The 24,629-nt window shown below is 74.1% G+C and carries 21 protein-coding genes; 11 read left to right on the top strand and 10 right to left on the bottom strand.

Going from position 1 to position 24,629, the window contains the following annotated elements:
• The first annotated feature begins 158 nt into the window (after positions 1-158).
• Positions 159-2,003, top strand: coding sequence for a glycoside hydrolase family 15 protein (locus ACH4OA_RS00765; protein ID WP_365883145.1), 1,845 nt, complete (start codon positions 159-161; stop codon positions 2,001-2,003).
• A 176-nt stretch (positions 2,004-2,179) separates the two neighbouring features.
• Positions 2,180-2,416: a hypothetical protein gene (locus ACH4OA_RS00760; RefSeq protein ID WP_397934920.1), complete on the top strand. Its 237-nt coding sequence runs from the start codon at positions 2,180-2,182 to the stop codon at positions 2,414-2,416.
• A 115-nt stretch (positions 2,417-2,531) separates the two neighbouring features.
• Here ACH4OA_RS00760 and ACH4OA_RS00755 read toward each other — a convergent pair whose 3' ends face one another.
• Complete coding sequence (locus ACH4OA_RS00755) at positions 2,532-5,270, bottom strand: SpoIIE family protein phosphatase (RefSeq protein WP_397966923.1); 2,739 nt, start codon at positions 5,268-5,270, stop codon at positions 2,532-2,534.
• A gap of 252 nt (positions 5,271-5,522) precedes the next feature.
• Here ACH4OA_RS00755 and ACH4OA_RS00750 point away from each other — a divergent pair, with 252 nt between their 5' ends.
• Positions 5,523-6,794, top strand: a complete 1,272-nt coding sequence (locus ACH4OA_RS00750; protein ID WP_397934916.1) for a hypothetical protein — start codon at positions 5,523-5,525, stop codon at positions 6,792-6,794.
• A gap of 57 nt (positions 6,795-6,851) precedes the next feature.
• Here the strand turns inward: ACH4OA_RS00750 and ACH4OA_RS00745 are convergent, their stop codons facing one another.
• From ACH4OA_RS00745 to ACH4OA_RS00725, 5 genes are all read right to left on the bottom strand, one after another.
• Entirely contained in the window at positions 6,852-7,139 is a 288-nt protein-coding gene (locus ACH4OA_RS00745) for a DUF1232 domain-containing protein (RefSeq protein WP_397945451.1), read from the bottom strand.
• A gap of 113 nt (positions 7,140-7,252) precedes the next feature.
• Positions 7,253-8,506 (bottom strand): hypothetical protein, encoded by a 1,254-nt coding sequence (locus tag ACH4OA_RS00740; protein WP_397934912.1) that lies wholly within the window; start codon positions 8,504-8,506, stop codon positions 7,253-7,255.
• Between the two features lie 145 nt (positions 8,507-8,651).
• Complete coding sequence (locus ACH4OA_RS00735; RefSeq protein ID WP_397934910.1) at positions 8,652-9,002, bottom strand: hypothetical protein; 351 nt, start codon at positions 9,000-9,002, stop codon at positions 8,652-8,654.
• Complete coding sequence (locus tag ACH4OA_RS00730; protein WP_397934909.1) at positions 8,999-9,502, bottom strand: DUF6232 family protein; 504 nt, start codon at positions 9,500-9,502, stop codon at positions 8,999-9,001. The genes ACH4OA_RS00735 and ACH4OA_RS00730 overlap by 4 nt, the downstream gene beginning before the upstream one ends.
• Positions 9,503-9,875: 373 nt before the next feature.
• Positions 9,876-11,240 carry an FAD-dependent oxidoreductase gene (locus ACH4OA_RS00725; protein WP_397966921.1) on the bottom strand — a complete coding sequence of 455 codons (1,365 nt, stop codon included), beginning with the start codon at positions 11,238-11,240 and terminating at the stop codon, positions 9,876-9,878.
• A 311-nt stretch (positions 11,241-11,551) separates the two neighbouring features.
• On the opposite strand from ACH4OA_RS00725, the gene ACH4OA_RS00720 reads away from it, so the two are divergent.
• The 3 genes from ACH4OA_RS00720 to ACH4OA_RS00710 are packed head-to-tail and all read left to right on the top strand — an operon-like array spanning position 11,552 to position 14,402.
• Positions 11,552-12,457 carry a lysostaphin resistance A-like protein gene (locus ACH4OA_RS00720; protein ID WP_397966920.1) on the top strand — a complete coding sequence of 302 codons (906 nt, stop codon included), beginning with the start codon at positions 11,552-11,554 and terminating at the stop codon, positions 12,455-12,457.
• Between the two features lie 15 nt (positions 12,458-12,472).
• Positions 12,473-13,705 (top strand): sensor histidine kinase, encoded by a 1,233-nt coding sequence (locus ACH4OA_RS00715; RefSeq protein WP_397966917.1) that lies wholly within the window; start codon positions 12,473-12,475, stop codon positions 13,703-13,705.
• 4 nt (positions 13,706-13,709) lie between these two features.
• Positions 13,710-14,402 (top strand): response regulator, encoded by a 693-nt coding sequence (locus tag ACH4OA_RS00710; protein ID WP_397966915.1) that lies wholly within the window; start codon positions 13,710-13,712, stop codon positions 14,400-14,402.
• 156 nt (positions 14,403-14,558) lie between these two features.
• Here the strand turns inward: ACH4OA_RS00710 and ACH4OA_RS00705 are convergent, their stop codons facing one another.
• On the bottom strand, positions 14,559-15,875 hold the full coding sequence (locus ACH4OA_RS00705; RefSeq protein ID WP_397966913.1) for an NlpC/P60 family protein: 1,317 nt from the start codon (positions 15,873-15,875) through the stop codon (positions 14,559-14,561).
• A gap of 333 nt (positions 15,876-16,208) precedes the next feature.
• On the opposite strand from ACH4OA_RS00705, the gene ACH4OA_RS00700 reads away from it, so the two are divergent.
• Both ACH4OA_RS00700 and ACH4OA_RS00695 read left to right on the top strand, forming a co-directional pair.
• Complete coding sequence (locus ACH4OA_RS00700) at positions 16,209-17,621, top strand: DUF1996 domain-containing protein (protein WP_397966911.1); 1,413 nt, start codon at positions 16,209-16,211, stop codon at positions 17,619-17,621.
• Positions 17,622-17,718: 97 nt separating this feature from the next.
• Complete coding sequence (locus ACH4OA_RS00695; RefSeq protein ID WP_397945446.1) at positions 17,719-18,351, top strand: GNAT family N-acetyltransferase; 633 nt, start codon at positions 17,719-17,721, stop codon at positions 18,349-18,351.
• Between the two features lie 19 nt (positions 18,352-18,370).
• Here the strand turns inward: ACH4OA_RS00695 and ACH4OA_RS00690 are convergent, their stop codons facing one another.
• Both ACH4OA_RS00690 and ACH4OA_RS00685 read right to left on the bottom strand, forming a co-directional pair.
• Positions 18,371-19,078, bottom strand: a complete 708-nt coding sequence (locus tag ACH4OA_RS00690; protein WP_397966909.1) for a lipoprotein — start codon at positions 19,076-19,078, stop codon at positions 18,371-18,373.
• A 70-nt stretch (positions 19,079-19,148) separates the two neighbouring features.
• A complete protein-coding gene (locus ACH4OA_RS00685) occupies positions 19,149-19,805 on the bottom strand; it encodes a class I SAM-dependent methyltransferase (protein ID WP_365883548.1) in 657 nt (218 codons plus the stop codon).
• A gap of 98 nt (positions 19,806-19,903) precedes the next feature.
• Here ACH4OA_RS00685 and ACH4OA_RS00680 point away from each other — a divergent pair, with 98 nt between their 5' ends.
• From ACH4OA_RS00680 to ACH4OA_RS00670, 3 genes are all read left to right on the top strand, one after another.
• Positions 19,904-20,362, top strand: a complete 459-nt coding sequence (locus ACH4OA_RS00680) for an NAD(P)H-dependent oxidoreductase (RefSeq protein WP_365883547.1) — start codon at positions 19,904-19,906, stop codon at positions 20,360-20,362.
• A 132-nt stretch (positions 20,363-20,494) separates the two neighbouring features.
• Complete coding sequence (locus ACH4OA_RS00675) at positions 20,495-22,759, top strand: hypothetical protein (protein ID WP_397966906.1); 2,265 nt, start codon at positions 20,495-20,497, stop codon at positions 22,757-22,759.
• A gap of 68 nt (positions 22,760-22,827) precedes the next feature.
• Positions 22,828-23,577 (top strand): hypothetical protein, encoded by a 750-nt coding sequence (locus tag ACH4OA_RS00670; protein ID WP_365880459.1) that lies wholly within the window; start codon positions 22,828-22,830, stop codon positions 23,575-23,577.
• On the opposite strand, the gene ACH4OA_RS00665 is transcribed toward ACH4OA_RS00670, so the two are convergent.
• Positions 23,559-24,599, bottom strand: a complete 1,041-nt coding sequence (locus ACH4OA_RS00665; protein ID WP_397966904.1) for an acyl-CoA desaturase — start codon at positions 24,597-24,599, stop codon at positions 23,559-23,561. The genes ACH4OA_RS00670 and ACH4OA_RS00665 overlap by 19 nt on opposite strands.
• Positions 24,600-24,629: the final 30 nt, after the last annotated feature.

Here is a 24,629-nt window from a genome sequence, read left to right as displayed (position 1 = left end):
CGGGAACGGACGCCGAGCGCCTTCCCGCGCCACCGCGAACCCCGCACTCGTAAGCTGGAGCAGACACCGCGGACCGGGAGGACCCCGGCAGCGGGAGAACCCCGCGAGCGCGGGGAAACGCACCGCATCGCACCGCACCGCTCACCGGGAGGCCGCCGATGGCCGCGACCCCGTTCGCCGAGGACGCCCCCAGCCCCCGCTACCTGCCCATCGCCGATCACGGCCTCATCGGCGACCTGCGCAGCGTGGCCCTGGTCGGCACCAACGGCACCATCGACTGGTACTGCAGCCCCTCCTTCGACTCCCCGAGCGTCTTCGCGGCCATCCTCGACGCCGAACGCGGCGGACGCTACGAGCTGGCCGCCGCCGTACCGGCCCGCACCAAGCAGTTCTACTTCCCCGACACCAACGTGCTGATCACCCGCTTCTTCACCGACGAGGGCGTCGGAGAGGTGCAGGACTTCATGCCCGTGTACTGCGACGAGGCGCGCGAGGTGTGCGAGGTGCGCCGGCACCGGCTGATCCGGCGGGTGATCTGCGTCCGCGGTACCGTGCCCTTCCGCGCGCTGATCGCCCCCCGCTTCAACTACGGCGCCGACCCGCACACCCTGCGCCTCGTGGACGACATGATCGTCTTCGAGTCGCCCCAGCAGTCCCTGGCCTTCACCTCCACCGTCGCCGTGGAGAACGACGGCCGGGACGCGCGGGCCGAATTCAAACTGGCCGAGGGCGAGACGGCGGTGTTCGCCCTCGACCAGCTCGGCGTCCGGGTGCCGCCCCGCGGCTGCGCCCACGCCGAGGCGGAACACGAGTTCAACGCCACCGTCGCCTACTGGCGCCACTGGCTGCACCAGTCCCGCTACCGGGGCCGCTGGCGGGAGATGGTGCACCGCTCCGCCCTCACTCTGAAGCTGCTCACCTACGCGCCCACCGGCGCCATCGTCGCCGCGCCCACCACCAGCCTGCCCGAGCAGCTCGGCGGCGAACGCAACTGGGACTACCGCTACGTCTGGGTCCGCGACGCCGCCTTCGCCGTCTACGCCCTGCTCCGGCTCGGCTTCACCAGCGAGGCCGCGGCCTTCATGCACTTCCTGACCACGAACATCAGCCCCGGCGACGGCGCGGGCACCGGACCGCTCCAGATCATGTACGGCATCGACGGCCGCACCGAGCTGCCCGAGCGCGAACTGCCCCACCTGGAGGGCCACCTGGGCTCCGCGCCGGTCCGGGTCGGCAACGCCGCCGCCGACCAGCTCCAGCTCGACATCTACGGCGCGCTGATCGACTCCGCCTACCTCTACGACAAGTGGGCGCAGCCCATCCCGAGCGGACAGTGGGACGACCTGTGCCGGCTCGTCGACTGGGTCTGCGACCACTGGGACCAGCCCGACGAGGGCGTCTGGGAGACCCGCGGCGGCCGCAAGAACTTCCTGTACTCCCGGCTGATGTGCTGGGTCGCGATCGAGCGGGCGATCCGCCTGGCCAACCACCGCGGCCTGCCCGCCGACCACCGCCGCTGGCGCCAGACCCGGGACACCATCTACCGGCGGATCATGGACCGCGGCTGGTCGGAGCGCCGGGGCGCCTTCGTGCAGTACGAGGGCGCCGACGTCCTCGACGCCTCGGTGCTGATGATGCCGCTCGCCAAGTTCATCGCCCCCACCGACCCCAAGTGGCTGTCCACCCTGGACGCGCTCACCGAGGACCTCGTCTCCGACTCCCTCGTCTACCGCTACGACCCGCAGGCCAGCCCCGACGGCCTCCGCGGCGACGAAGGCACCTTCTCCATCTGCTCGTTCTGGTACGTCGAGGCGCTGGTCCGGGCCGGCCGGCTGGACGAGGCACGGCTGGCCTTCGAGAAGATGCTCACCTACGCCAACCACCTCGGTCTGTACGCCGAGGAGATCGGCCGCACCGGCGAGCAACAGGGCAACTTCCCGCAGGCGTTCACCCATCTGTCCCTGATCAGTGCCGCCTTCAACCTGGACCGCGCCCTCGGCTGAGCCGCCCCGCGGCGCCGGCCCGGCACCGCCCGCGCCCCGGTGTGGCCGGATACGGCCCGGTGCCCGATGCGTGGCGGTTCCGCACCCGAACGGGCGGTGTGTCCGCACCCGGCCCGGGTACCCGGGCGGTCCCACAGCGGGACCGACTCAGGCTCGACACAAGGAGGGAATCCCGGATGACCAGCACCAGCGAGACCGGCGACGTCACGGGCACGCGCGACAAGGACTACAACCTCATCTGGTACGTCGAGGCGTGTCTGAGCAACGCCCTGCGCCTGGAGCAGTACATCCAGGACGCCGAGCGGGAGAAGGACAACGAGGTCGTGGAGCTGTTCCGCAAGGCCCAGTCCGACAGCCGCAAGGGCGCCGAGCTGGGCAAGCAGCTGCTGCGCGCCCGCCTCGGCGGCGACTGACCGCCGCCCCGCCCGGGCGTCCCGGTGCCCCGCCACGGGCCCGGCGGACCGCGTGCCGCCGTCCGCCGGGCCCGTGCCGTGCCCCGGCGCCCCTTCCGTCCGCGCCGGCCCGCGCTCAGGGCAGCGGCTGCTCCGCCCAGATCACCTTGCCGTGCGGCGTGTACCGGGTGCCCCAGCGCTCGGCGAGCTGCGCCACCAGGAACAGCCCCCGGCCGCCCTCGTCGGTGCTCGCCGCGTACCGCAGGTGCGGCGAGGTCGTACTGCGGTCGGAGACCTCGCAGATCAGCGTCCGGTCCCGCAGCAGCCGCACCCCGATCGGACCGCGCCCGTAGCGGATGGCGTTGGTGACCAGCTCGCTCAGGATCAGCTCCGTCGTGAACGCCAGCTCCTCCAGCCCCCAGTCGGCCAGCCGCCGGGTCACCGAGGACCGCACCCGCGACACCGCCGCCGGATCGGACGGCACCTGCCACTGCGCCACCCGGTCCTCGCCCAGCACCCGGGTACGGGCCACGATCAGCGCCACGTCGTCGCTCGGCCGCGCCGGCAGCCGGTCCAGCACCGTGCGGCAGGTCTCCTCGGCCGAGGCGCCCGGCGTCCCGCCGAGCGCGTCGGACAGCAGAGCCAGGCCCTCGTCGATGTCCCGGTCCCGGTCCTCCACCAGCCCGTCGGTGTACAGCACCAGCCGGCTGCCCTCCGCCAGCTCCAGTTCCGCCGTCTCGAACGGCAGCCCGCCCAGCCCCAGCGGCGGACCCGCGGGCACGTCCGCGAACTCCACCGAGCCGTCCGGACCCACCAGCGCGGGCGGCGGATGACCAGCCCGGGCCAGCGTGCACCGCCGGGACACCGGGTCGTAGATCGCGTACAGACAGGTAGCGCCCGTCACCACGGCCCCGCCCGACGCCGGGGTCTCGTCCTGGTCGATCCGTCCGACCAGCTCGTCCAGCAGCGCGAGCAGCTCGTCCGGCGGCAGATCGAGTGCCGAGAAGTTGTGCACGGCCGTCCGCAGCCGGCCCATCGTCGCCGCCGCGTGCAGCCCGTGCCCCACCACGTCCCCGACGACGAGCGCCACCCGGGCACCGGACAGCGGCAGCACGTCGAACCAGTCGCCGCCGACACCCGACTGGGCCGGCAGATAGCGGTAGGCGATCTCCAGGGCGCCCTGCTCGGGCAGGGAGCGCGGCAGCAGGCTGCGCTGGAGCGTGACCGCCATGCTGTGCTCGCGGGTGTACCGGCGGGCGTTGTCGATGGACACCGCGGCCCGCGCCACCAGCTCCTCCGCCAGCGACACGTCCTCGGCGTCGAACGGCTGCGGCTTCTCCGCCCGCCAGAAGTTCGCCACGCCCAGCACCAGCGCGCCCGTCCGCAGCGGCACGGTGATCAGCGAGTGGATGCCGTACGCCAGCACCTGGTCGGTGCGCTCCAGGTCCTGCGCCCGCCAGCCGGGCGTGTCCCGCAGCCGCGCCGCCACGACCGACTGCCCCGTCGTCAGGGCACGGGTCTGCGGCGAGGTCGCCACGAACCGGATCCGCTCGCCCACCGGGTACAGCGGGACGTCCTCGCGGTCGCCCGCGCAGGCCGTACGGCGCAGCGCCGTATCCGGCCGCGGCTCCTCCCCGCTCAGCACCGCCTCGAACAGGTCGACGGTGGCGAAGTCCGCGAACCGGGGCACCGCCAGCCCGGCCAGCTCCTCCGCGGTCCGCGACACGTCCAGACTGGTGCCGATGCCCACCCCGGCGTCGTACAGCATGTTCAGCCGCTCGCGGGCCACGTCCGCGCGGCCCGACAGGGCGCGCAGCTCGGTGGAGTCGCGCAGCGTGGTCACACTGCCGGGCGGGCCGCCGCGCAGATCCGTCGGCCGCTGGTTGATCGCCAGCAGCCGGTCCTTGACCAGGTGCACCTCGTCCGTCGCGACCCGCCCCGAGGCCAGCAGACCCGCCGTCTCGTCGTTCAGACCCAGCTCCAGCACATGCCGCCGCTCGGCGTCCGCCGGCAGGTCCAGCAGCCGGTGCGCCTCGTCGTTGGCGAGCAGCAGCCGGCCGTCGTCCGCGACGATCAGCACACCCTCGCGGACCGCGTGCAGCACCGCGTCGTGGTGCTCGTACATCCGGGTCATCTCGTACGGCCCGAGGCCGTGCGTCTGGCGCAGCAGCCGTCTGCTGACCAGGGCCGTGCCCGCCGTGGCCAGCGCCAGCGCGGCGGCCGCCGCGGCGAGCAGCAGCGGCAGCTGCTGGTCGGCGGTGCCGCCCACGTGCGCGGTGGTGATCCCGGCGGACACCAGGCCCACCACCGTGCCCGCCGCGTCCCGCACCGGCACCACGACCTGCACCAGCGGGCCGATGGTGCCGGTGACGTGCTCGGTGACCGTCCCGCCGGCCAGCGCCGGACCGATGTTCCCGACGAACTTCTTGCCGATCCGGTCCGTCTCGGGGTGCGTGTAGCGGATACCGTCGGTGTTCATCACGACGATGAAGTCCACGCCGGTCGCCTTGCGGGAGGCCTCCGCGCGCGGCTGGAGCACGGCCGTGGGATCGGCGGAGCGCAGGGCCGCGGCCGTACCCGGAGCGTTGGCGAAGGTCTCGGCCACGGCGAGGGAACGATTCGCCGCCTCGGTGTCGCTGTCGTGCCGCACCTGGAGTACCTGGGCCACCACCGCCGAGACGACCAGCAGCAGCACGATCACCACTTGCAGCAGGAACACCTGACCGGCCACGCTGCGCCCGGTCACCGCCGACCGGAGCACCCCGGGCCGGCCGCCCCCCGGGCCACGGCCCGGCTGCGCCGGGCCGTGCGGTGCGCGCGGGTACCCGAGCGTTCGGGGCGGCCGGGTCGCGGACCGGCCGGGCAGTCGCACCATGTGCCCATGTCTACACTGCCCGGCGCCGTCCGGCGAGACCGTCACCCGGTCGGAGCAGGGCCCGCTGCCGGTTCTCTCACACCGGCGCGCCGCCCGGGTGGCGGGGCCCCGGACCCGCTCGTAGGAATGGACTGCGCGCCGCCGTGACCGGCGACGGACCACGTACGTGCCGTGACCGGCCGACCGGCCGCGGACCGTGTGACGCCGACCGCGTGCGGGGGCGCGCCCCCGCACCCGTCCCCTGGAGCCGAGATGACCACCCGCTCTCCGTCACCCCGTCCCGAGGACACGCTCATAGCCCCGGCGCCCACCGGCCCGCCCGCGGAAGGCTCCGGGGACCCGCGCGACCGCACGCCTGACGGCTCCGCGCGTGACAGCGCCGAGTACGACGGGCACCACGATCCCGTGTCCAGCGTCCCGGTGTACGACACCCCGGCGGACGGCGACCCGCTGCACGGTCTGGTCCACGCGGCCGTCGCCGACCGCCCGCTGGAGGACGTCGTCCGGCTCCTCGGCTTGCTGGAGCGCTCGCCCGGACACGCCCGGACCACGGCGTCCGCGCTGCGTGCCCTGGGGACCGAACGGTCGGTGGAGGACGTCACCCGCCTGGTGGCTCTGCTGACCGAGCCGCCCCGGAAGACCGACAGCGCGGACGAGTTGATCCGCGCCGCCGCCGAGGGCCGCCCGCTGGCGGAAGTGTCGCGGCTGGTGCGGCTGCTGCACCGCGGCCCCGTGGAACCGCACTGCGGGCAGGCGGCCATACGCGCGGTGGCCGTCCACCGACCCGTCGAGGAGCTCGCCGAACTGATCGACAGCCTGGCCACGGAAGGCGAGCCGCCCGAACGCTCGGCTCTGAACCCGGCGGACTCCGGTCCGACCGGTGCCAGGTCGACGGGCTTCAGGGCGGCTGATGCGCCGTTCCAGCAGGGGCGGGGGACACCGCCGCGGGCAGGATGGCCCGCGAAGGAGCCGGCGACGCAGGGGAGCACGATCGAGGTGCGGGCTGCTTCGGTGCCGTCGCCTTCCGCTTCTGCACCTCTCGCTTCCGCCCCGGCCTCCGCGTTCCTCTTCGCGTCCGCCTCCGTCCCGGCCACGGCTGTGCACCGGGCCGGTGGCGGACGGGCGCCCGCGGCCACCGTGTGGGCCGCCCGGTGTGCCGCGCTGCTGGTGTTCCTGTGCGGGTTGGCCCACCTGCCGCGCTACTGGACCGGGCTGTCCCACGGCAGCCTCGGGACCACCCTGCTCGCCTCCGCGCTGTGCGGGCTGCTGGCGCTCGCCCTCACCGCGCGCACCGCACCGGCCCGGCTGGTCGGGGCGACGGCCTCGGCCGTCCTGACGGCGGCGCTCGCCGCGGGACAGGTGTTCGGCGCCCGTCTCGGCCTGCCGGACGTGGCGCTGCCGGCGGCGACCCTGGCCCCGCCCTGGCTGGCCGGCCCGGTGGCCGTGACAGCCACCGCCGGGGCACTGGCGGTGCTGCTGACGGCCGTGACGGCGCGCAGGACGGAGGGTGCGGGAGCGGGCTGAGCCACGGTCCCCTCGCCGGCGGATCACCCATAGCGAGCCGGGCCGGGCCTGGGCCGGTCAGGCGTCCTTCGTCCCGCCCGGCAGCGGCCGGGCGCTGCGCAGGCTGCGCAGGGCGAGGAGGAGGACGCCGATGTCGTCCAGGTAGACCGGGTCGGGCATCAGGTCGGTGGGCAGCAGCAGATACGCGACCGCGCCCCAGAACACCCAGCGCGGACCGGTCGGCAGCCCCGCGCGCCGCAGCGTCTGCCGGGTCCGCACCAGCCGCACCAGCAGGACGACCGCGACGGCGAGCAGCACCGCCGCGACGACGCCGCCGAGCACCAGCAGGGTCGTGGTCGTGTCCATCCTCGCTCCTTCTCCGGTCCGCCCTCTGCGCTCCGCGCTCCGCGGTCCGCGTTCTCCAGTCCGCGTTCTCCGGTCCGCGCGCCGAGCAGGCCCGGCCGGTGGTCCGGACCGCTCTAGGACGCCTTCCCGTCCCCGCGGCCCGTACCCCCGACGCCTTCCCGCACGATCTCCTCCGGCGCACCGGACGCGTCCGGTGCGCCGTCCGGTGTGCCAGGCGCGTCCGCCGACGCCGCCGCGCCGGAGTGTTCCGGCTCCGGCTGGCGGCCCCTGCCCGGCAGCCGCAGCCGCTCGAACGTCCGGGTGAGCTGCTGCAACGCGCCCGGCGAGCGGGAGCCGGGCCGCTGCTGGGGCAGGGTGGGCACCGGGACGTCGCGGTAGGCGGCCAGGGCCTCCAGCGCCTGCTCGGCGGCCTCCTTGTACAGGTCCCGCGACTTCGTCATCGCCTCCAGCGCCTCGGCGTACATAGCCACCAGCCGCCGCTGGGCCTCCAGCTCCTCGCGCAGGGTCAGCAGGGTCCAGTTCTCGCGCAGGTCGGCCAGCGCCTCCGCGGCCCCCTGGGACAGCGGCCGGGGCAGGGCGACGAAGTGCCGCAGGGCTGCGATCAGCTCGGCCGGCTCCGAACCGTCCAGGAAGACGTTGCGTACGCTGTGCTCCCGGCCGTCGTAGCCGTCCGGCGCCGGATCCGGCGGCAGCAGGACCGCGCCGCCGCGCGGCACCTCGACGCCGAGGTCCTTCAGGGCCCAGTTGACTCCGCGCAGCTGCTGCGGGGCGGCCCGGTGCTCGATCACGCGGTGGCGCAGTCCGGGCGGGAGCAGCCGGGCCAGCGGCCGCCGGCCCCGCTCGTCGGGGGTCATCGCCTCGTGCACGACGACATGGACGCACCACGCCTCCCGGGCCGCGTCCCGAAGCCGGCGCCGCATCTCCTTGTCGTCCTCGGGCAGCGTGTTGACGTGCCGGAAGCGCAGCCCGGGGACCGCGGGGTGATGGTCCCAGGAGCCGTCGCCGTCCTCGTCGGCGGCGCCGTCGGGCCAGAACAGGGTCGCCGGCGAGGGCCACGCGTCGTCCCACGGCCGCTCGGCCTCCGCGACCAGCCGCCACTCGTGCCCCGTGAGCCGGTCCCGCGGCGGTACGAGGGTCAGCCGGGCCCGCACGGTCACCGTGCCCCCGGCCCGCCAGCGGGCCTCGAAGACCCGCAGGCCAAGGTCCCCGGCCGCGGCCGGCTCGGCGAAGTCGTCGATGTCCCCGCTCTCCTTGTGCCGGCGCAAGGTGCGGCGGACGACGTCCTCGGGGGCGGGACCGGTGTGACGGCCCCGCACCGCCCAGAGCGTCTGCGGGACGGTGGCGTGGTCGGCGGCGGAGTTCGACATGAGCCAATCTGCTGACGGGGGCGGGTGCGCCTCCCAGTATCACCGCTCGGCGGCGCGACCGGGGCGCGGGGGCCCGGCGCCGCGCGTCGCCCGGGAGTGCGACCGGCGCACGGAGCGCACGCCGTACGCCGGGGCCCGCGGACCGTCAGCCCAGCAGCGCGAGCAGCCGCCCCAGCGCCTCCATGACGGGCCTGCCCACCTCGCCCACGGTCGCCGCGATCTGCGCGACGGACGCCAGGATCATGCCGCGCTCACGCAGGGCGGCCCGGTCGGGGGTGAGCGCGGGCAGCGCGTTCTCCACGGTCCGGGCCTGCTCCGGGGCGAGCGCCGGGCGCAGGTCGTCGAGGAGGAGGGTGAGGTCCGTCACGGCGGCCTGGAGCCCGGTGTCCTGAGCGGTGCCGTCGTGGTGGACGACGGTGCCGTGGTTGATGCCGACGACCTTTTCGCCGCCGTTCACGTTGACGACGTCCCCGTAGTAGTTCGACGTGTCGCTCACAGTCTGATCCCCGTGTTTCCCCTGCCGCCGTTCAGGTTGACGACGGAACCGAAGTTGTTCGTGGTGTTGTACTGCTGAAGGACGGCGGAGAACTCGTATTCCGGGTGGTCGATCGCGTACACGATCTGCCCGGCGATCGCCCGCAGCTCATCCATGGTCGGCAGGGTCAGGACCACCCTGGAACCGCTGTTCATCTCGACGACCAGCACCGGCTTCCTCGGCCAGACCAGGACGACGAAGACGACGATCAGGGGGAACAGGACCAGGACGTTCGGGGCAGAGCCGCCGCCCCCGTCCGTGGAGTCGAGCCGGGCGGAGACCAAGAGGACGGCGACCACCAGCAGCAGGGAGTAGACGCCGGCCTTGCCCCAGGCGCGCTTCAGTCTGAACACTTCGACCCAGCTGACATTGCGCAACGGCACCGCCGCCGACCCCACCCACAGGATCTGCCGCTGGACCCGGAGTTCCAGTGGCCTTCCCCGGCGGGGAGGCAGCGGCATCGGCGGTATCCGAGGAGGCGGCTGGGACGGAGGAGACGAGGGCTGGGGCGGAAGTTGTGGCGGAGGCCAGGGAGGTGTCCCGGGACGTGGTACGCCGATGCCGCCGGTGCCATCCATGGTTCCCCCGTGCTGTCGTCACACCCACCCGCGCGGTGCGTGACGCGGGAGCATCATTAAGCCGGTGCGGGGTCATGGGACGGCAGACGAGATACGGCCAATCTGCCGTGCTCCTGCACGGATGAGCTGGGGCTTCGTCGTCACGTGCGGGCGATCTTCAGGAAGACGAACCGCTCCGGTCCGGCGCGGGCCGCGCGGCCGCGGGGGCCGGCGCACTCGCGCCGGCCCCCGCCGTCCCGCCGGTGGAGCCGGGGCCTTACGCCCCGCTCTCCCGCAGCATGTCCTCACGCTCGACCAGCTTCACCCGTTCGCGGCCCTGCGGCTCGCCGAGGGCCCGCTCGGCGGCATCCAGGCGGTACCAGCCCTCCCAGGTGGTGAAGCGGACGTTCCGCTCGGCGAGGAAGGCGTCCACGGCCTCCGGCTCGGGCGTGGCCGGGGTGTGCAGGCGGCCGTTCGCGTAGTCGTCCAGCAGATTGGCGACGGTCTCGTTGGCGTCGCCCTTGGTGTGGCCGATGAGACCGACCGGGCCGCGCCGGATCCAGCCGGTGACATAGGTGGACTGCAGCGGGGTGCCGCCCTCCTCGACGACGCGGCCGCCCTGGTCCGGGACGGTGCCGGAGGCGATGTCCCAGGGCAGCTTGGGCAGTTTCTCGGAGAGGTAGCCGACCGCGCGGTAGACCGCCGTGACGTCCCAGTCCTTGAAGACGCCGGTGCCCTTGACGTTGCCGGTGCCGTCCAGGGCGGTGCGCTCGGTGCGCAGGCCGACGACCCTGCCGTCCTCGCCGAGGATCTCGGCGGGCGACTCGAAGAAGTGCAGGAACAGCTTGTGCGGACGGTTGCCGACGTCCCGGATCGCCCAGTTCTCCAGCGTCTTGGCGACCATGTCGGCCTGCTTGTTGCCGCGCCGGGTCTCGATCGAGCCCTCGTCGTAGTCGATGTCCTCGGGGTCGACGATGACCTCGATGTTCGGCGAGTGGTCCAGCTCGCGCAGCTCCATCGGGCTGAACTTCGCCTGCGCCGGGCCACGGCGGCCGAAGACGTGGATCTCCACGGCCTTGTTGGCCTTCAGACCGTCGTAGACGTTCGGCGGGATCTCGGTCGGCAGCAGTTCGTCGGCGGTCTTGGCCAGGATGCGGGCCACGTCCAGGGCCACGTTGCCGACACCGAGGACGGCGACCTTCTCGGCCTCCAGCGGCCAGGTGCGCGGCACGTCCGGGTGGCCGTCGTACCAGGAGACGAAGTCGGCGGCGCCGTAGGAGCCGTCCAGGTCGATGCCGGGTATGGACAGGTCGCGGTCGGCCATCGCGCCGGTGGAGAAGATCACCGCGTCGTAGAAGGCGCGCAGGTCATCCAGGCCGAGGTCCGTCGGGTAGTCGACGTTGCCGAACAGCCGGATCTGCGGCTTGTCCAGCACCTGGTGCAGGGCGGTGATGATGCCCTTGATGCGCGGGTGGTCGGGCGCGACGCCGTACCGGATCAGGCCGAACGGGGCGGGCATCCGCTCGAAGAGGTCGATGGACACACCGGGGCCGGCGGCCACCTCGGACTTGAGCAGGGCGTCGGCGGCGTAGATCCCGGCGGGGCCGGCTCCGACGATGGCTACCCGCAGGGCGCGCGGCATGATCAGGTTCCCTTCGCGTGAAAATGGGCGACTTGATCAGGAAGCCTAAACTAAGGCAGCCCTAAGTTGGTACGGGGGTCTGGTCTATGACCTCATAAGTCGGTCTTATGGCTCACCCAGGCCGCACTTATGGCCCTGCTGTCGCGAACCACCCAGGCTCCCCACCGGGCGGGCGGTACGTACGACGTTTCCCGGGCGCATCCCCCGCGAGAGCTACAGGAGCTGTCCATGCGCGGGTGATTCGCGGACGGCGCCGGATTCCTAGCGTGGTGGTCGGGTCGCCGCCGGGGCGACCGCGACAGGGGGCCACCATGAGTACACCATCCACCGCACGGCGCGCCGGAGTCCCCGGCCCGGGCCCGGGCCCGGGCTCCGACGATCCCGGCGCGCGCGGCGGCCGTCTCGGCCGGATCGTCCGCTCTCCGCTCGGCTGGATGGTGACGGGCCTGGTCGGCGTCGGCCTGGTCTCGGCCCTGACCGCCACGGGCCCCGGTCCGGTTCCGGCGCTGGGTGCGGTGGCCGCATTGGCCGTGTACTGGCTGGTCATGCGCCGTGTCGCGCGACGCCCGACGCCGGAGATCGCCCGGCGGGGAGCCGGCGGGGAGGCGCTGCTGGGCGGCGCGACCGGCCTGGGCTTCGTAGCGGTGTCCGCCTTGCTGATCACGGCGTTCGGGGGTTACTCGTTCTCCTGGGCGGGCCACGGCTTCACGGCGGTCGTCTGGTCCGCGGTCATGGTGCAGACCGGCGCCGCGGTCACCGAAGAGTTGTTGTTCCGCGGTCTCGCGCTCCAGGCCCTGGAGCAGTTGTGGGGCAGCCGGGCCGCCATCGTGATCACCGGGCTGTTCTTCGGCATCGCCCATCTGAGCGTTCCGGAAGCCAGTGTGTGGAGCGCGCTGGCGATCGCCGTGGAGGCGGGCGTGATGCTCGGCGCCGCGTTCCTGTGGCGGCGTAACATCTGGTTCGTCGCGGGGCTGCACTTCGCCTGGAACACCACCGAGGGGCTGCTCGGCATCCCGGTCTCCGGGCACACCGCCGAGGGCCTGTTCACCGTCGACGCGCATGGCTCCGCCGTGCTGACCGGCGGTGGCTTCGGCTTGGAGGCGGCGCTGGTGCCCGTCGTCCTCGGTGTGCTGCTCGCCGTCCGCATGGTCGTCCTCGCCCGCCGCGGCGGCCGTCTGCTGCCCCGCCGATCCGCACGACACACCCAGGCCGGCTGACCGGAGGAAACGGTAGTGACATTCCCTCAGGCGCCCTGGAGCCGTGCGCTGTTCCGTGCGCCGCTCGACTGGTGGGAGGAGCGGGACGCCTTCCTCAAGGACGGCGTCCTCGCCCTGGCGCTGGCCCTGTTGGCCTTCGTGCCCACCGTGTCCCACATCGGGGCGCAGATCGGGGATCTGCCCGAGCGGCCGGTGAGCGTGCCGAGCATCGGGCTGATCCTGGCCCAGACCCTGCCGCTGGCGGCCCGCCGGCGATGGCCCGCGGGCTGTCTGGCTGTCGTCGCGGGCGCGTTCGCCGTGTACCAGGCGCTGGGCTTCGCGACGACGTCCGGGAGTCTGGGGCTGTATCTGGCCCTGTACTCGGCCGGGGCCCACCAGGTCCGCCTCCGCCACGCTCTGGCGGGCGTGGTGAGCGCGGGCTACGCCGCACTGGCCCTCGTCCTGAACCGCCTCGGCTCACCGCAGGGCATCGCGGACTATCTCGCGTTCTATCTGACGCTGGGCGCGTTCTGGCTGGTGGGGAGCGCCGTACGCACACGGCGGGCGGAGGAGGCGCAGCGGCGGCGGCTGGCCGCCGAAGTGGCCACGGCCGCGGAGCGGGCACGCATCGCCGGCGAGTTGCACGACGTGGTCACCCATCATGTGACGGCCATGGTGGTCCAGGCGGACGCGGCACAGTTCCTGCTCACCTCCGCACCGGACAAGGCCGGCGAGGGACTGTCGGCCGTCAGCGACACCGGCCGGCGGGCGCTGACAGAACTGCGCTACCTGCTCGGCGTATTGGAGGCGACCGGCGAGTCGGCGTCTGCGGGCCCGGCGCGCGCGGACCGGGCACCCACCCTGGGACGGCTCGGCGACCTGGTCGAACAGGCCCGCTGGTCGGGGCAGCCGGTCGAGTTCAGCGAGCGGGGCGAGCGGCGAGCGCAGTCCGTGGACGTGGAGCTGGCCGCGTACCGGGTGGTGCAGGAGGCGCTCACCAACGCGATGAAGCACGCCGCCGGGCAGCCGACACGGGTCCTGGTCCGGCACGGCGAGGAGCGCATCGTGATCACGGTGACCACCGACGGGCCCACCGCCTCCCCGGCGGCCCCACCCGCCGTGCGGCAGACGGGCCCTGGGGGCGGGCGCGGACTGGCGGGGCTGCGTGCACGGGCGTGGATGGCCGGTGGTGAACTGGAGGCCGGACCCCGGCCCGAAGGCGGGTTCGAGGTCCACGCCACCCTTCCGTCCAAGCCCCCACCGGAGTGACCCCGTGAGCCATGCGCCGCCGCCGATCCGTGTGCTCGTCTGCGACGACCAGGCACTGGTGCGCACCGGCTACGTCACCATCTTCTCCGCCCAGCCCGACCTGGAGGTCGTCGGAGAGGCCGAGAACGGGCACGAGGCGGTCCGGGCCGCACGGCGCCTGCGTCCCGACGTGGTGGTGATGGACATCCGGATGCCCCTGCTCGACGGCATCCAGGCGACCCGGCAACTCGCCGGCCCCGACGCCGAGGCACCCCCGAAGGTGCTGGTCGTCACCACCTTCAACGTCGACGCCTACGTCTACGACGCGCTGCGTGCCGGGGCCAGCGGCTTCCTCCTCAAGGACGCGCCCCCGGCGGAGCTGGTCAACGGCATCCGGACGGTCGCCCGGGGCGAGACCCTGCTGGCCCCCGCCGTCACCCGCCACCTCATCGGCCACTTCGCCGCACACCTGCGCCCGGCCGACACGTCCCGGCCGGCCAGGGAGGACGTGGTACGGGCACTGACCCCGCGCGAGCTGGAGGTGCTCCGGCAGATCGCCGAGGGACTGTCGAACGCGGAGATCGCCGCGCAGCTCTACATCACTCCCGAGACGGTCAAAACCTACGTGTCGAGAATCCTGGCCAAACTCGGCCTACGCGACCGAGTCCAGGCCGTCGTCCTCGCCTACCGGGTCGGACTGGTGACCTCCACGGGCTGACCGGCCGGCCAAGACGCATCACGAGGCTCCGGTCGACTCGGCTGGTTACGGCCCGTGGTGCCGCCCGCAACTCCAACCGCCGGACGCGGGCGGGGATTGAGGTCACTTTGCCGCAGCTTCGGGAGAGCAGGCCGTTATGGCTCACGCCGGGCGGTCTCAGGCGGGCCGGATGATCCGGCGGATCGCCGCCTCGCCGGCGCCGTAGATCGACTCCTCGCGCACCGACGAACCGGGTCCCGGAGCGTGCACCATCATGCCGCCGCCGACGTGGAGGCCCACGTGCCGCTCGTCGTCGAAGAAGAAGACCAGATCGCCGGGCTCCATCGTGGCCACCGTCACCGGGGCCCCGGCCAGCGCCTGTTCGTACGCGGCGCGCGGCAACGTCACCCCGGCGGCCCGCCAGGCGGCCCGGGTGAGGCTGGAGCAGTCGTACGAGTCCGGTCCGGTCGCACCCCACACGCACGGCTTGCCGACCTGCGCCCGGGCGAACGCGACCGCCTTGGCGGCACGCAGCGCACGCAGGGCACCCGGCGGCTCCGGGACGGGAGCATCGGTGAGGGGGGACCCGGAAGCCCAGGTGGGGGTGGGCGCGAGGGCGAGGGAGGCCGGGTGTGGAGTGGCTGGCGCCGGGGCCGGCGGGGGTGCCGGTGTCGTGATCGTTGCGGTTGCGGTTGCCGTGGGCAGGGGCATCGGCGGGGTGGACAGGGTGGCGTGGTGGGTGAGCGGATCACCGGGGGTGGCCGGCTCCGGGGGCATGCCGAAGGACTGGTGCTGGGGCTGGAGCGACACGGCACCGGGTACCTCACCCGCCACGCGAACCACCGGCGGTTGCGGCATGACGCCCCCGACTGTCAGCGCGACCGTCGCAGCGCTGTCGGGCGCCGGGGCCGCCACACCTCTCCCGGGCGAGGCGTCCAGCGGTGCGGCCGGGGGTGGCGTGACCGGCGCGCCTCCCTCGGGTGCCGCGGTCAGCACAGCCCGTGCAGGCAGTGCAGTCACCGCACCCGTCGGAAGCGGTGTGGTCATCGCGCTTGCCGTAGGGAGCGCGTTCGCCGCAGGCACGGCCGGTGACCCGTCCGTACCGTCCTCCAGGGCCGCGGGCGCCGGGCCGGACGGGCCCGGTTCCAGGGCCGCCGCCGGGCCGGCGCCCGGCAGGATGGCGCCCTCGCCGATCGACGGAAGGCGGGCCGGGGCGGGTGCCCGGTCGGGCAGGCGGGCGGCGGGCAGTACGGCGGGGACGGTCGGGCCGAGCGCGGTGCGTGCCGTGTCGAACCACTGCCGGGTGATCTCGTCCGGCTCCGACATCGGCTCCGGGCCGGGACGCCGGCCCGGCCGCCTGGCCGGTGGCACTCCGCGGGAGCGCGCCCGGACGGCCATGGCCCGGGTGGCGTTGAAATTGCCGGTGTCGTTCTCGGCCTGGTCGTACAGGAAGTCGATCCGCTGCCGAACCTCGTCGCGGCTATCCGGCGCCATCGAAGACGTGCTCCTTCCTCGCCCCGCAAGGCAGTTGGGCGGCACGCCGGGTGCTGCCGGGCGGCGGCCTCGCGTCAACCTAGCCAACGTGTGTGCCACGTGTGAAGGTTGAGGCGCGGAATGCCCGATACGTATGCGTGATCTTCGTGATGACGTGCGACGCCCCAGAGGTGTGAACCGTGCTTTCCTGTGTGTTCCGGCGCACGCGCGACTCCGTTGAAAATGACGGCCTCGTGTGAACACGGCGGCCTCGTGTGAACACGGCGGCCTCGCCATCCGTATGAGGTCGGGGAACTCCATACCCGACCGGTGATCACACACAGGGAAACGACCTTGGCACGCAACAGGCGCAGACGCCCGCCCCGCGCGCGACGCGCGATCCTCACGGCGGTCGCCCTGATACTCGGCGGAGCCGGGCTCGTCGCCGCGAACGTCTACGCCTTCGCCTCCGAGAGCCGGAGCGCCGCATCCGTCCCGGACACCGCCGGACCCGTCCCGCCCGCCGGCCCGCAGGCCGGTGCGGGGCAGGGCGGCAACGGGCCCGTCGCCTCCGACTACGCCGACATCACCGCCGTACCGCCGGACGCGCCCGCCCCGCCGCCTCGGCCCGGCGCCTCGCGCGGCACCTTCACCTCCGACTGCGGGGTGAACGCGGGCGGCCTGTTCAACTCCGACAACCTGATCGTCGCCCCCGGAGTCGCCAACGGCGCCCACCACGTCCACGACTACATCGGCAACCAGTCCACCAACGCCTTCGCCACCGACACGGACTTGGCGAACGCCGCCACGAGCTGCGTGAACAAGGGCGACAAGTCGGCGTACTACTGGCCGGTGCTGCGCCTGCAGAACGGCAGGCCGGAACGGGACGCCGGGGCCCCGGGCGGCGGTACGGAGGGCAACACCGGCCAGATCGTCACGCCTGAGGAGGTGACGCTGACGTTCGTGGGCAACCCGCGCGGCAAGGTCACCGCCATGCCGCGCCTGCTGCGTGTCGTCACCGGCGACGCCAAGGCGTTCGTCAACGGTCCCGGGAACGCCAACGCGTCGTGGAGCTGCACCGGTTACGAGGACCGGCAACTGACGGACAAGTACCCGCTGTGCCCGCCGGGCAGCGACGTGGTGCGCACCTTCCGCTTCCAGAGCTGCTGGGACGGCCGCAACACCGACAGCGCCAACCACCGCACCCACGTGGCCTTCACCGCGCCGGACGGCTCCTGCCCGGCCGGCTTCCGGGCGATTCCGCAACTGGTGCAGCGCATCGTCTACGACGTCCCCGCGCCGAGCGTCTCGGACGGTGGCCGTACCGTCCCGCTGTTCGCGGTGGACTCCTTCCCCGAGCAACTGCACAAGCCCGTCACCGACCACGGCGACTTCATCAACGTCTTCGACGAGGACCTGATGCGCGAGATGGTCGACTGTGTCAACACGGGCCGCGCCTGCCGGCCTTCGGGCGACTCCGGTACGGCGGCGACGCCCACGGCGTCCGGCGGGACCGCCGTCTCCGCACCGGCGCCCAGCACCAAGAGCGACACCCACGACACCGCCCCGGCCCCGGCAACCGCCCCGGCCCCGGCAACCGCCCCGGCACCGCCCGCCTCCCTGCCCCCGGCTCCCCGGGCTCAGCCCCAAGCGGCGCCAAGTGGTCTGGCCGGCACCGGAGTCCACCTCTGGTCCGCGGCCGCCGGCACACTGCTCGCCCTCTCGGGCCTGTTCATGCTGCTCCGGGCCAGGCGCCTGCGCTACTGACGCCAACGCCAACGCCAACGCCTCCGCCCCGCCCGGCAGGCCCCGCGATCGGCCCTCATCCTTGTGGGAGCGCTCCCAAACCCCGCAGGATAGCCCCATGGCAACCCCGCACCCGTACCCCGTCATCCGGCCCTACCGCCCTGCCGACCGCGACGCCGTCGCCGATGTCTGCGTCCGTACCGCGCATGCCGGAGGCGACTCCCGGGCGATCTACCCCGACCTCCGTCTCCTGCCGTCGATCTTCGCCGAGCCGTACTGCCACTTCGACCCGGACCTCGCCTTCGTGCTGGACGACGGCACGGGCCGGGCCGTGGGATACCTCCTCGGCACCGCGGACACCGGGCGCTTCGTCGAGCAGTTCCGGCGGGACTGGATCCCCCGGCTGGCCGACCGTTACCCCAGGCCCGCCGGACCGCCGCGCACGCCCGCCGAGGAGATGATCCACCTCCTGCACCACCCGGAGCGGATGCTCGTGCCGGAACTCGCCGGCTACCCGGCCCATCTGCACATCGACCTGCTGCCCCGCTGGCAGGGGCAGGGACACGGCCGCCGTCTGCTGCACACCTTCCTGCGTGCCCTGCGCGGACAGGGTGTCCAGGCGGTCCACCTGGGCATGGTCACCGCCAACACCGCCGCCCGCGCCTTCTACGACCGGGTCGGCTTCCATCCGATCCGGGTGCCGGACGCCGGTCCCCTCACCTATCTGGGCCGGGCCACGGCCACGGACTGAGCGGCCCGGCCGACGGCCGTCAGGACAGCCCGAGGGTCTGCTTGGCCAGCTCGTACGCCGGCCGCATCGCCTCGTGCTCCCCGGTGTCCAGGCCGCCGAGGTGCAGGACGACCGGGCCGCCGGGCGTGCTGACGGCGAAGGCGCTCTCCTTCTTGGTCTCCTCCAGCAGCTTGCTGGTGTACAGGTACTCCACCTCCACGGCGGCGAGGCCGCCGCCGGTCGTGAAGGAGTGGTACGCCGCCTTGCCCGAGCCGTCCTCGGCGGCGACGAACGCGCGCAACACCCCGCCCGCGTCCGCGTCGCCGGGCCCGCCGGTCCACACGCGCAGGAAGCCGAGGTGGCCGGCCGGCTTGGCGTCGATCTCGCAGGCCGCGGTGACCGGTCCCTGCCGGAGGAGGCCGTCGAGCGCCGCCGCCAGGTCGTCGTCCCCGCCGTTCGCCGTCTGTGCCGGCTCCTTCACGGCCTCGACCGCCTTGGCCTTCCAGCCCTGGGCGACGGCGAACCTGACGGGCAGTTCACAGGCCGAACCAGCGGGCCCCACCGTGCCGCCGCGCGCCGCCGCGGCCTTCGCCGACGTGTCCCCGGCCGTCGCCCCCGTGCTGCCGGACGGCGTGCTCGCGGACTTCTTCCCGTCGTCGTCCGCCGGCTGTGCGCACCCGCCGAGCAGCGCCGCGAGCGCCGCCGCGGCGACCACGCCGCCCCCGACCGTCCCCACCCTGACCTGCACTGTCGTCTCCCCTCCGGTTCGGAGCCGTCACTGTAGCCGAGGGCCGGGGCAACGCCGGAGGGAGTACGGCTCACCCGCTCGCGGAGGGCCCCGTCTCCCGCCGGGCGTGCAGGAACAGCTGCGGCTCGGGCACGGCCCCGGGGTGGTCCGGGGCGAACAGGGTCCGCTCCTCGGCCAGCACCGTCAGACCGGCGCCGGTCACCAGGTCGGTGAACGCCTCCGCGCTGAAACTGGTCAGCGACGCCGGCTGGCCCATGAAGAGGCCCTGGGCGTCCTCCACGTCCACGGGCACGGTGGCCAGCGCGACCAGACCGCCGGGCCGTACCGCGCGCGCCAGCCTGGCCACCACGTCCGCCTGTTCGGCGCGCGACATCTGGAGCAGCGAGAAGTACGCGCACACGGCGTCGAACGAGGCTTCCGGCAGCGGCGTCTCACGGATGTCGGCGAGCCGGAACTCGGCCCCGGGCACCTGCCGGGCGGCCAGGTCCACCATGACCGGCGAGACGTCGATGCCCAGCACCCGGTGCCCGGCCTCGGCCAGCGTGTGCGCGGTCGGGCGTCCCGTCCCGCTGCCCACGTCCAGCACCCTGCTGCCCGGTGCCAGCCGCTCCAGCAGCCGGCGCAACGACGCCCGGTGCGCAGCGGAGCCGGCGAACGCCCGCTCGTAGTCCAGGCCCAGCGCGTCGAACACCGCGGCGGCCGGCGCCCGGCGGTTCTCCTCGGTCACGGCGACTCCTTCCGTCCTCCCCGGCCGTCCGTCCCCTCGCGACGCCCGCCGCGGCCCGTCGTTTGCACGGGCGGCGGCCACGGGGCAGGGTGCCGGGTGTGCCTACTGTGCTGATCATCCATCACACCCCGTCGCCGAACTGCCAGACCCTGCTGGAGGCCGTCGTGTCGGGCGCCACGACACCGGAGATCGAGGGCGTCCGTGTGGTACGCCGGGCCGCCCTCTCGGCCACCGCCTCCGACGTGCTGGAAGCCGACGGCTACCTGCTCGGCACGCCCGCCAACCTCGGCTATATGTCGGGCGCGCTCAAGCACTTCTTCGACCAAATCTATTATCCGTGTCTGGACGAGACCCGGGGCCGCCCCTTCGGCTACTACGTCCACGGCGGCAACGACGTCACCGGTGCCGTGCGCGCCGTCGAGGCCGTCACCACCGGCCTGGGGTGGCGCCGGGCGGCGGAGCCGGTGACCGTCACCGGGGAGCCGGACAAGGCCGCCACGCAGGCGTGCTGGGAGCTGGGAGCCACGCTCGCGGCGGGCCTGATGCCCGGCGGCTGAGAGGGCCGGGCATACCGCCGGGCCCCCCCACGCGGCCACCGGAGTGATCTTCATACGATCACGCCGCGTGACCGGCGTGGACCGCGGCCGCCCGGACAGGGCCCTGCTAATCCTCTCCCTGTGCTCGTAGCGGTGACAGGGAGGCAGGGGCGGACCCTCGCGGCCCGCCTCCCCACGGTGCTTCCGCTGCTCCTGACCATGTGCGCCGGGGCGGCGGACCGCGCCGTCGCCGACGGCGCGGGCAGTCGCGGGCTCGCCCTGGAGGTCACCGTCGACACCAGGCCCGGCACGGAGGCGATCGACCCGGGCATCCGCGTCGGCCACCCGCTCGTCAAGACGTACCGCCTGGTCAACCGGACCGGGGCCGACCTGTACGACGTCCGCGTCAGCGACCCGGAACTGCCCGACGCCGCCATCCGCTGCCCCGGCGGCGGCGATCACGTCCCGATGCTCCGCGGCCTCGACACGGCGACCTGCACCGCCTGGTCCACCGCGCGCGAGGGCGTCCGGACCGCGGACGTCACGGCCGTCGGCCGCGTGCCCTCCCTCGGCTACGAGTCCCGGGCGGCCTACCGGTCCGGCTACGCGGGCGTCGGCGGACGGCTGTCCCTCTCCGAGACGGTGATGACGGCACTGCCCGAGACCGTGCTGCCCGGCGGCGAGATCTACGACGGGGCCCTGGCCCTCGGCCGGGCCACCGTGTTCTACGACGTGACCAACACCGGCAACCGCACGGTGTTCGACCTGCGGATCACCGACCCGGTGCTCCAGTCGCCCGTCATCGTCTGCCCGTCCGGCGACGATACCGTCCCGAGTCTGGAGCCGGGCGGCTCGGCGCGCTGCGTGGCGACGGTGGAGCGGCCACCGGGGGAGTACTTCAGCGAGGGACACGTCAAGGGAACCGACCGGATCAAGACCCTGCGGCCCGACGGCTGTCCGGAGTGGCCGCCCCCGCTCAAGGCCTGGGCGACCGGCGGGTTCACCCTGTACCCACCGCCCCCGCCGCCCGCTCCGCCGGCCCCCACACCCGTCCCGGTCCCGTCGCCACCTCTCCCCGTCCCCGTACCGCCGCCGGTCCCGTCCGTCCCCGCGCCGCCCGTTCCGGCCCCGCCCGCCCCCGTACCCGTGCCGCCGCCCGTGCCGCCGGTCCTGCCCGTGCCGCCCGGAACCGTCTTCCCGCCACCCCTGCCGCTGCCCCTGCCCGGCGCACCGGCACCTGTCCCCGGAGTGATCGTGCCGGTGCCGGGTGGGGCCGTACCCGGGCCTGGCGGCGGTGCGCCCGGTGCGGTGGCGGGTGCCGCTGCGGGAGGGGCGGGTGCGGCTGCCGGTGCCGGTGCGGGTGCGGCGGCTGGAGCCGGGGCCGCGGGAGCGGCGGCGGGCGTCGGCGCGGCAGCGGGGGCCGGAGCGGCAGCGGGAGCAGGTGTGGGGGCGGGCGCGGCTGCGGGCGTTGGAGCGGTCGCCGGGGCAGGTGCCGGGGCGGCGGCGGGCACGGGTGCGGGTGCCGGTGGAGGGGCAGCCGCTGGTGCTGGTGCTGGTGCTGGTGCTGGTGCAGCAGCGGGGGCGGGCGCGGGTGCGGGTGCCGGCGCTGGAGCGGGCGCGGCCGCCGGGGCGGGAGCAGCCGCAGGTGCCGGCGCGGGAGCGGCTGCCGGTGGCGCGGGTGCTGCGGCCGGGGCTGGGGCCGGGGCTGGGGCCGGCGCTGCTGCCGGTGCGGGCGCCGCTGCTGGGGCCGGTGCTGCCGCCGCTGCCGGCGGTGCGGGCGCTGCCGGCGGTGCGGGCGCCGCAGCAGGTGGAGGCGCCGCAACAGGCGGAGCGGCGGCTGCCGGCGGGGGCGGAGCCGCGACCGGTGGAGGAGCCGGGGCCGGAGGCGGAGCCGCGGCCGGCGGAGCAACAGCGGGTGCGGTCGGCGGAGGGACGGCGGGAGCCGTCGCCGGCGCCTCAGCCGGCCAGGGCGGGACCACCACGGGAGGCGAAGCAACCGGCGGCCAGTCCACGGGCGGCCAGTCGACCGGCGGCGAATCCGCAGGCGGCCAGTCCACGGCAGGCCAGGCCACTGGCGGCCAGGCCACAGCCGGTCAGGCCACCGGCGGTCAGACCACCGCAGGCCAGACCACTGCCGGTCAGGCCACCGGCGGTCAGACCACCGCAGGTCAGACCACTGCCGGTCAGGCCACCGGCGGCCAGGGCACCGGCGGTCAGTCGACCACCCCCAACTCCCCCTCCACCCCCCGCACCTCCCCGACCGCGCACGCCTCCCCCCGCAACCCCTCCATCACCTCCCGTTTCATCCGGCCCAGCGGTGGGCCCACCGGGCTCGGGCTGCTCGCCGCGCTGTTGCTGCTGCTGATCCCCGCCGCCCTCGCCGCCGCGCTCCTCGGCTCGCGGCGCATCGGCAAGTAGCCGCCGTTCCCGCCGCCGAGCACCCCTACGCCACCGAGCACACGTAGACGACAGGAGCATCCGAGCCGATGATCGAGACCTTCGCCGTCGTTCTGGGCATCGCCGTGGTCGCCGCCGGCATCGTGGTGATCCGGCACCGCTACTGGCCGCCCGCCCCGGACGAGGAACCCCGCGAGGACGTCGCCGAGTACATCTCCATGATGGTCGGCGTGCTCTACGCCCTCGTGCTCGGTCTGTCGATGGTGTCGGTGTGGGAGACGCGGTCCGGCGCGGAGGGCCATGTGCAGGCGGAGGCGAGCGCCGCCCACCAGATCCGCCTGCTCTCGGCGGGGCTGCCGGCGCTGGAGGGCGAACGGACCAGGACCGCCGTGGACGCGTACGTCCACCAGGTCGTGAGCGAGGAGTGGCCCGCCATGACCGGCGGACAGCCGCCGGGCCGGCGCGGCTGGGACCTGCTGAACGACCTGCGGGCGGCGGGCCGGCTCCCCGCCGACGCCACGCTCGCCCAGCAGGCCACGCTCCAGGAGATCCTGGCCCAGCTCAGCACCCTGGACGACGCCCGGCGCGGCCGGGAGGCGGACGTGGGAAGCTCCATGTCACCCGTGCTGTGGTTCGGGCTGATCGTCGGCGGCGTGCTGACCGTTGCCTTCATGTTCATGTTCGGCGTACGGCGCAGCGTCACGCACGTGGTGATGGTGATGGGCCTGACCGGACTCATCACCTTCACCGTGCTGCTGGTCTACCAGCTGAACGAGCCCTTCAGCGGCATGTTCGCCGTCGACTCGACCCCGTTCTCCCGTTACTTCGCGGGCGGCTGACGGTCCGGCGCCCACCGGCCGGCCGCCCCGTCGCGCAGCCGGGCGCTGATCCGCCGCTCGTCCGGCCAGCGCACGTCGTACGCCCAGCCCCACCGCTCGAACCGGGCGATCAGCCACGCCGTCAGGTCCGGCTGGCCGCGCAGCCCGCCGTGCCGGGCGCTGTTGGGGTCGGCGTGGTGGAGGTTGTGCCAGCCCTCGCCGAAGGTCAGCAGGGCCACCCAGGGCACGTCCCGGGACTGGTCGCGGGTCGCGTAGTGACGGGAGCCGAAGGCGTGGGCCACGGAGTTGACCGACCAGGTGACATGGTGGACGACGGCGTACCGGACCAGGCTCGCCCAGAAGAAGGTGACCAGCGCCGACCGCCCGTCCTGGGTGAGCGCCCAGACCAGCGCCGGCGGCAGCGCCAGCGAGACGGCGATGGTGAGCGGGTAACAGCGGTCCAGGCGGCGCACGTCGGGGTCGGCGAGCAGGTCGGGGACGTAGCGCGGATGGTGGGAGCGGACCGGCGAGGAGGAGAACCAGCCGACCTGCGCGTGCCACAGCCCCCTCAGCAGCGCCCGTCGGCCGGTGCCGTACCGCCACGGCGAGTGCGGGTCGCCGTCCCGGTCCGCGTACTGGTGGTGGCGCCGGTGCTCGGCCACCCACAGGGTCACCGGTCCCTCCATCGCGAGGCCGCCCGCGATCCCGAGGGCGATCCGCAGCGGCCGTTTCGCCTTGAACGACAGATGGGTGAAGTGCCGGTGGTAGCCGGCGGTGATGCCCATGATCGCCAGCGCGTACATGCCGGCGCCGAGGACCGCGTCGTACCAGCGCGGCCCCCAGCCGCCGGCCAGGGCGGCCGGCAGCGCCAGCGCCAGCACGGCCAGCGGGCCCACCACGAGGGTGAGCAGATAGCCGGTGCGCAGCGGCAGTCCGACCGGGACGGTGTCGGGGAGCGGGCTGGTGCGCAGCGGCAGTCCGACCGGGACGGTGTCGGGGAGCGGGGCGGGCAGGCCCTCCGGGTGGTCGGGGGACAGGGTCACGGCGCGCCTCCCGCGAGGCGGCGCGGGGCA

The sequence above is a fragment of the Streptomyces sp. NPDC017095 genome, from assembly GCF_044332325.1.
In the GTDB taxonomy this organism is placed as follows: domain Bacteria; phylum Actinomycetota; class Actinomycetes; order Streptomycetales; family Streptomycetaceae; genus Streptomyces.
Note: the sequence above shows the minus strand (reverse complement) of the source record. Positions and strands in the feature narration are given on the sequence as shown.

Bases quoted from the DNA above. Each gene is read 5' to 3' on its own strand.
- ACH4OA_RS00765 (WP_365883145.1), top strand. From the start codon at position 159: ATGGCCGCGACCCCGTTCGCCGAGGACGCCCCCAGCCCCCGCTACCTG.
- ACH4OA_RS00760 (WP_397934920.1), top strand. From the start codon at position 2,180: ATGACCAGCACCAGCGAGACCGGCGACGTCACGGGCACGCGCGACAAG.
- ACH4OA_RS00755 (WP_397966923.1), bottom strand. From the start codon at position 5,270: ATGGTGCGACTGCCCGGCCGGTCCGCGACCCGGCCGCCCCGAACGCTC.
- ACH4OA_RS00750 (WP_397934916.1), top strand. From the start codon at position 5,523: ATGACCACCCGCTCTCCGTCACCCCGTCCCGAGGACACGCTCATAGCC.
- ACH4OA_RS00745 (WP_397945451.1), bottom strand. From the start codon at position 7,139: ATGGACACGACCACGACCCTGCTGGTGCTCGGCGGCGTCGTCGCGGCG.
- ACH4OA_RS00740 (WP_397934912.1), bottom strand. From the start codon at position 8,506: ATGTCGAACTCCGCCGCCGACCACGCCACCGTCCCGCAGACGCTCTGG.
- ACH4OA_RS00730 (WP_397934909.1), bottom strand. From the start codon at position 9,502: ATGCCGCTGCCTCCCCGCCGGGGAAGGCCACTGGAACTCCGGGTCCAG.
- ACH4OA_RS00725 (WP_397966921.1), bottom strand. From the start codon at position 11,240: ATGCCGCGCGCCCTGCGGGTAGCCATCGTCGGAGCCGGCCCCGCCGGG.
- ACH4OA_RS00720 (WP_397966920.1), top strand. From the start codon at position 11,552: ATGAGTACACCATCCACCGCACGGCGCGCCGGAGTCCCCGGCCCGGGC.
- ACH4OA_RS00705 (WP_397966913.1), bottom strand. From the start codon at position 15,875: ATGGCGCCGGATAGCCGCGACGAGGTTCGGCAGCGGATCGACTTCCTG.
- ACH4OA_RS00695 (WP_397945446.1), top strand. From the start codon at position 17,719: ATGGCAACCCCGCACCCGTACCCCGTCATCCGGCCCTACCGCCCTGCC.
- ACH4OA_RS00670 (WP_365880459.1), top strand. From the start codon at position 22,828: ATGATCGAGACCTTCGCCGTCGTTCTGGGCATCGCCGTGGTCGCCGCC.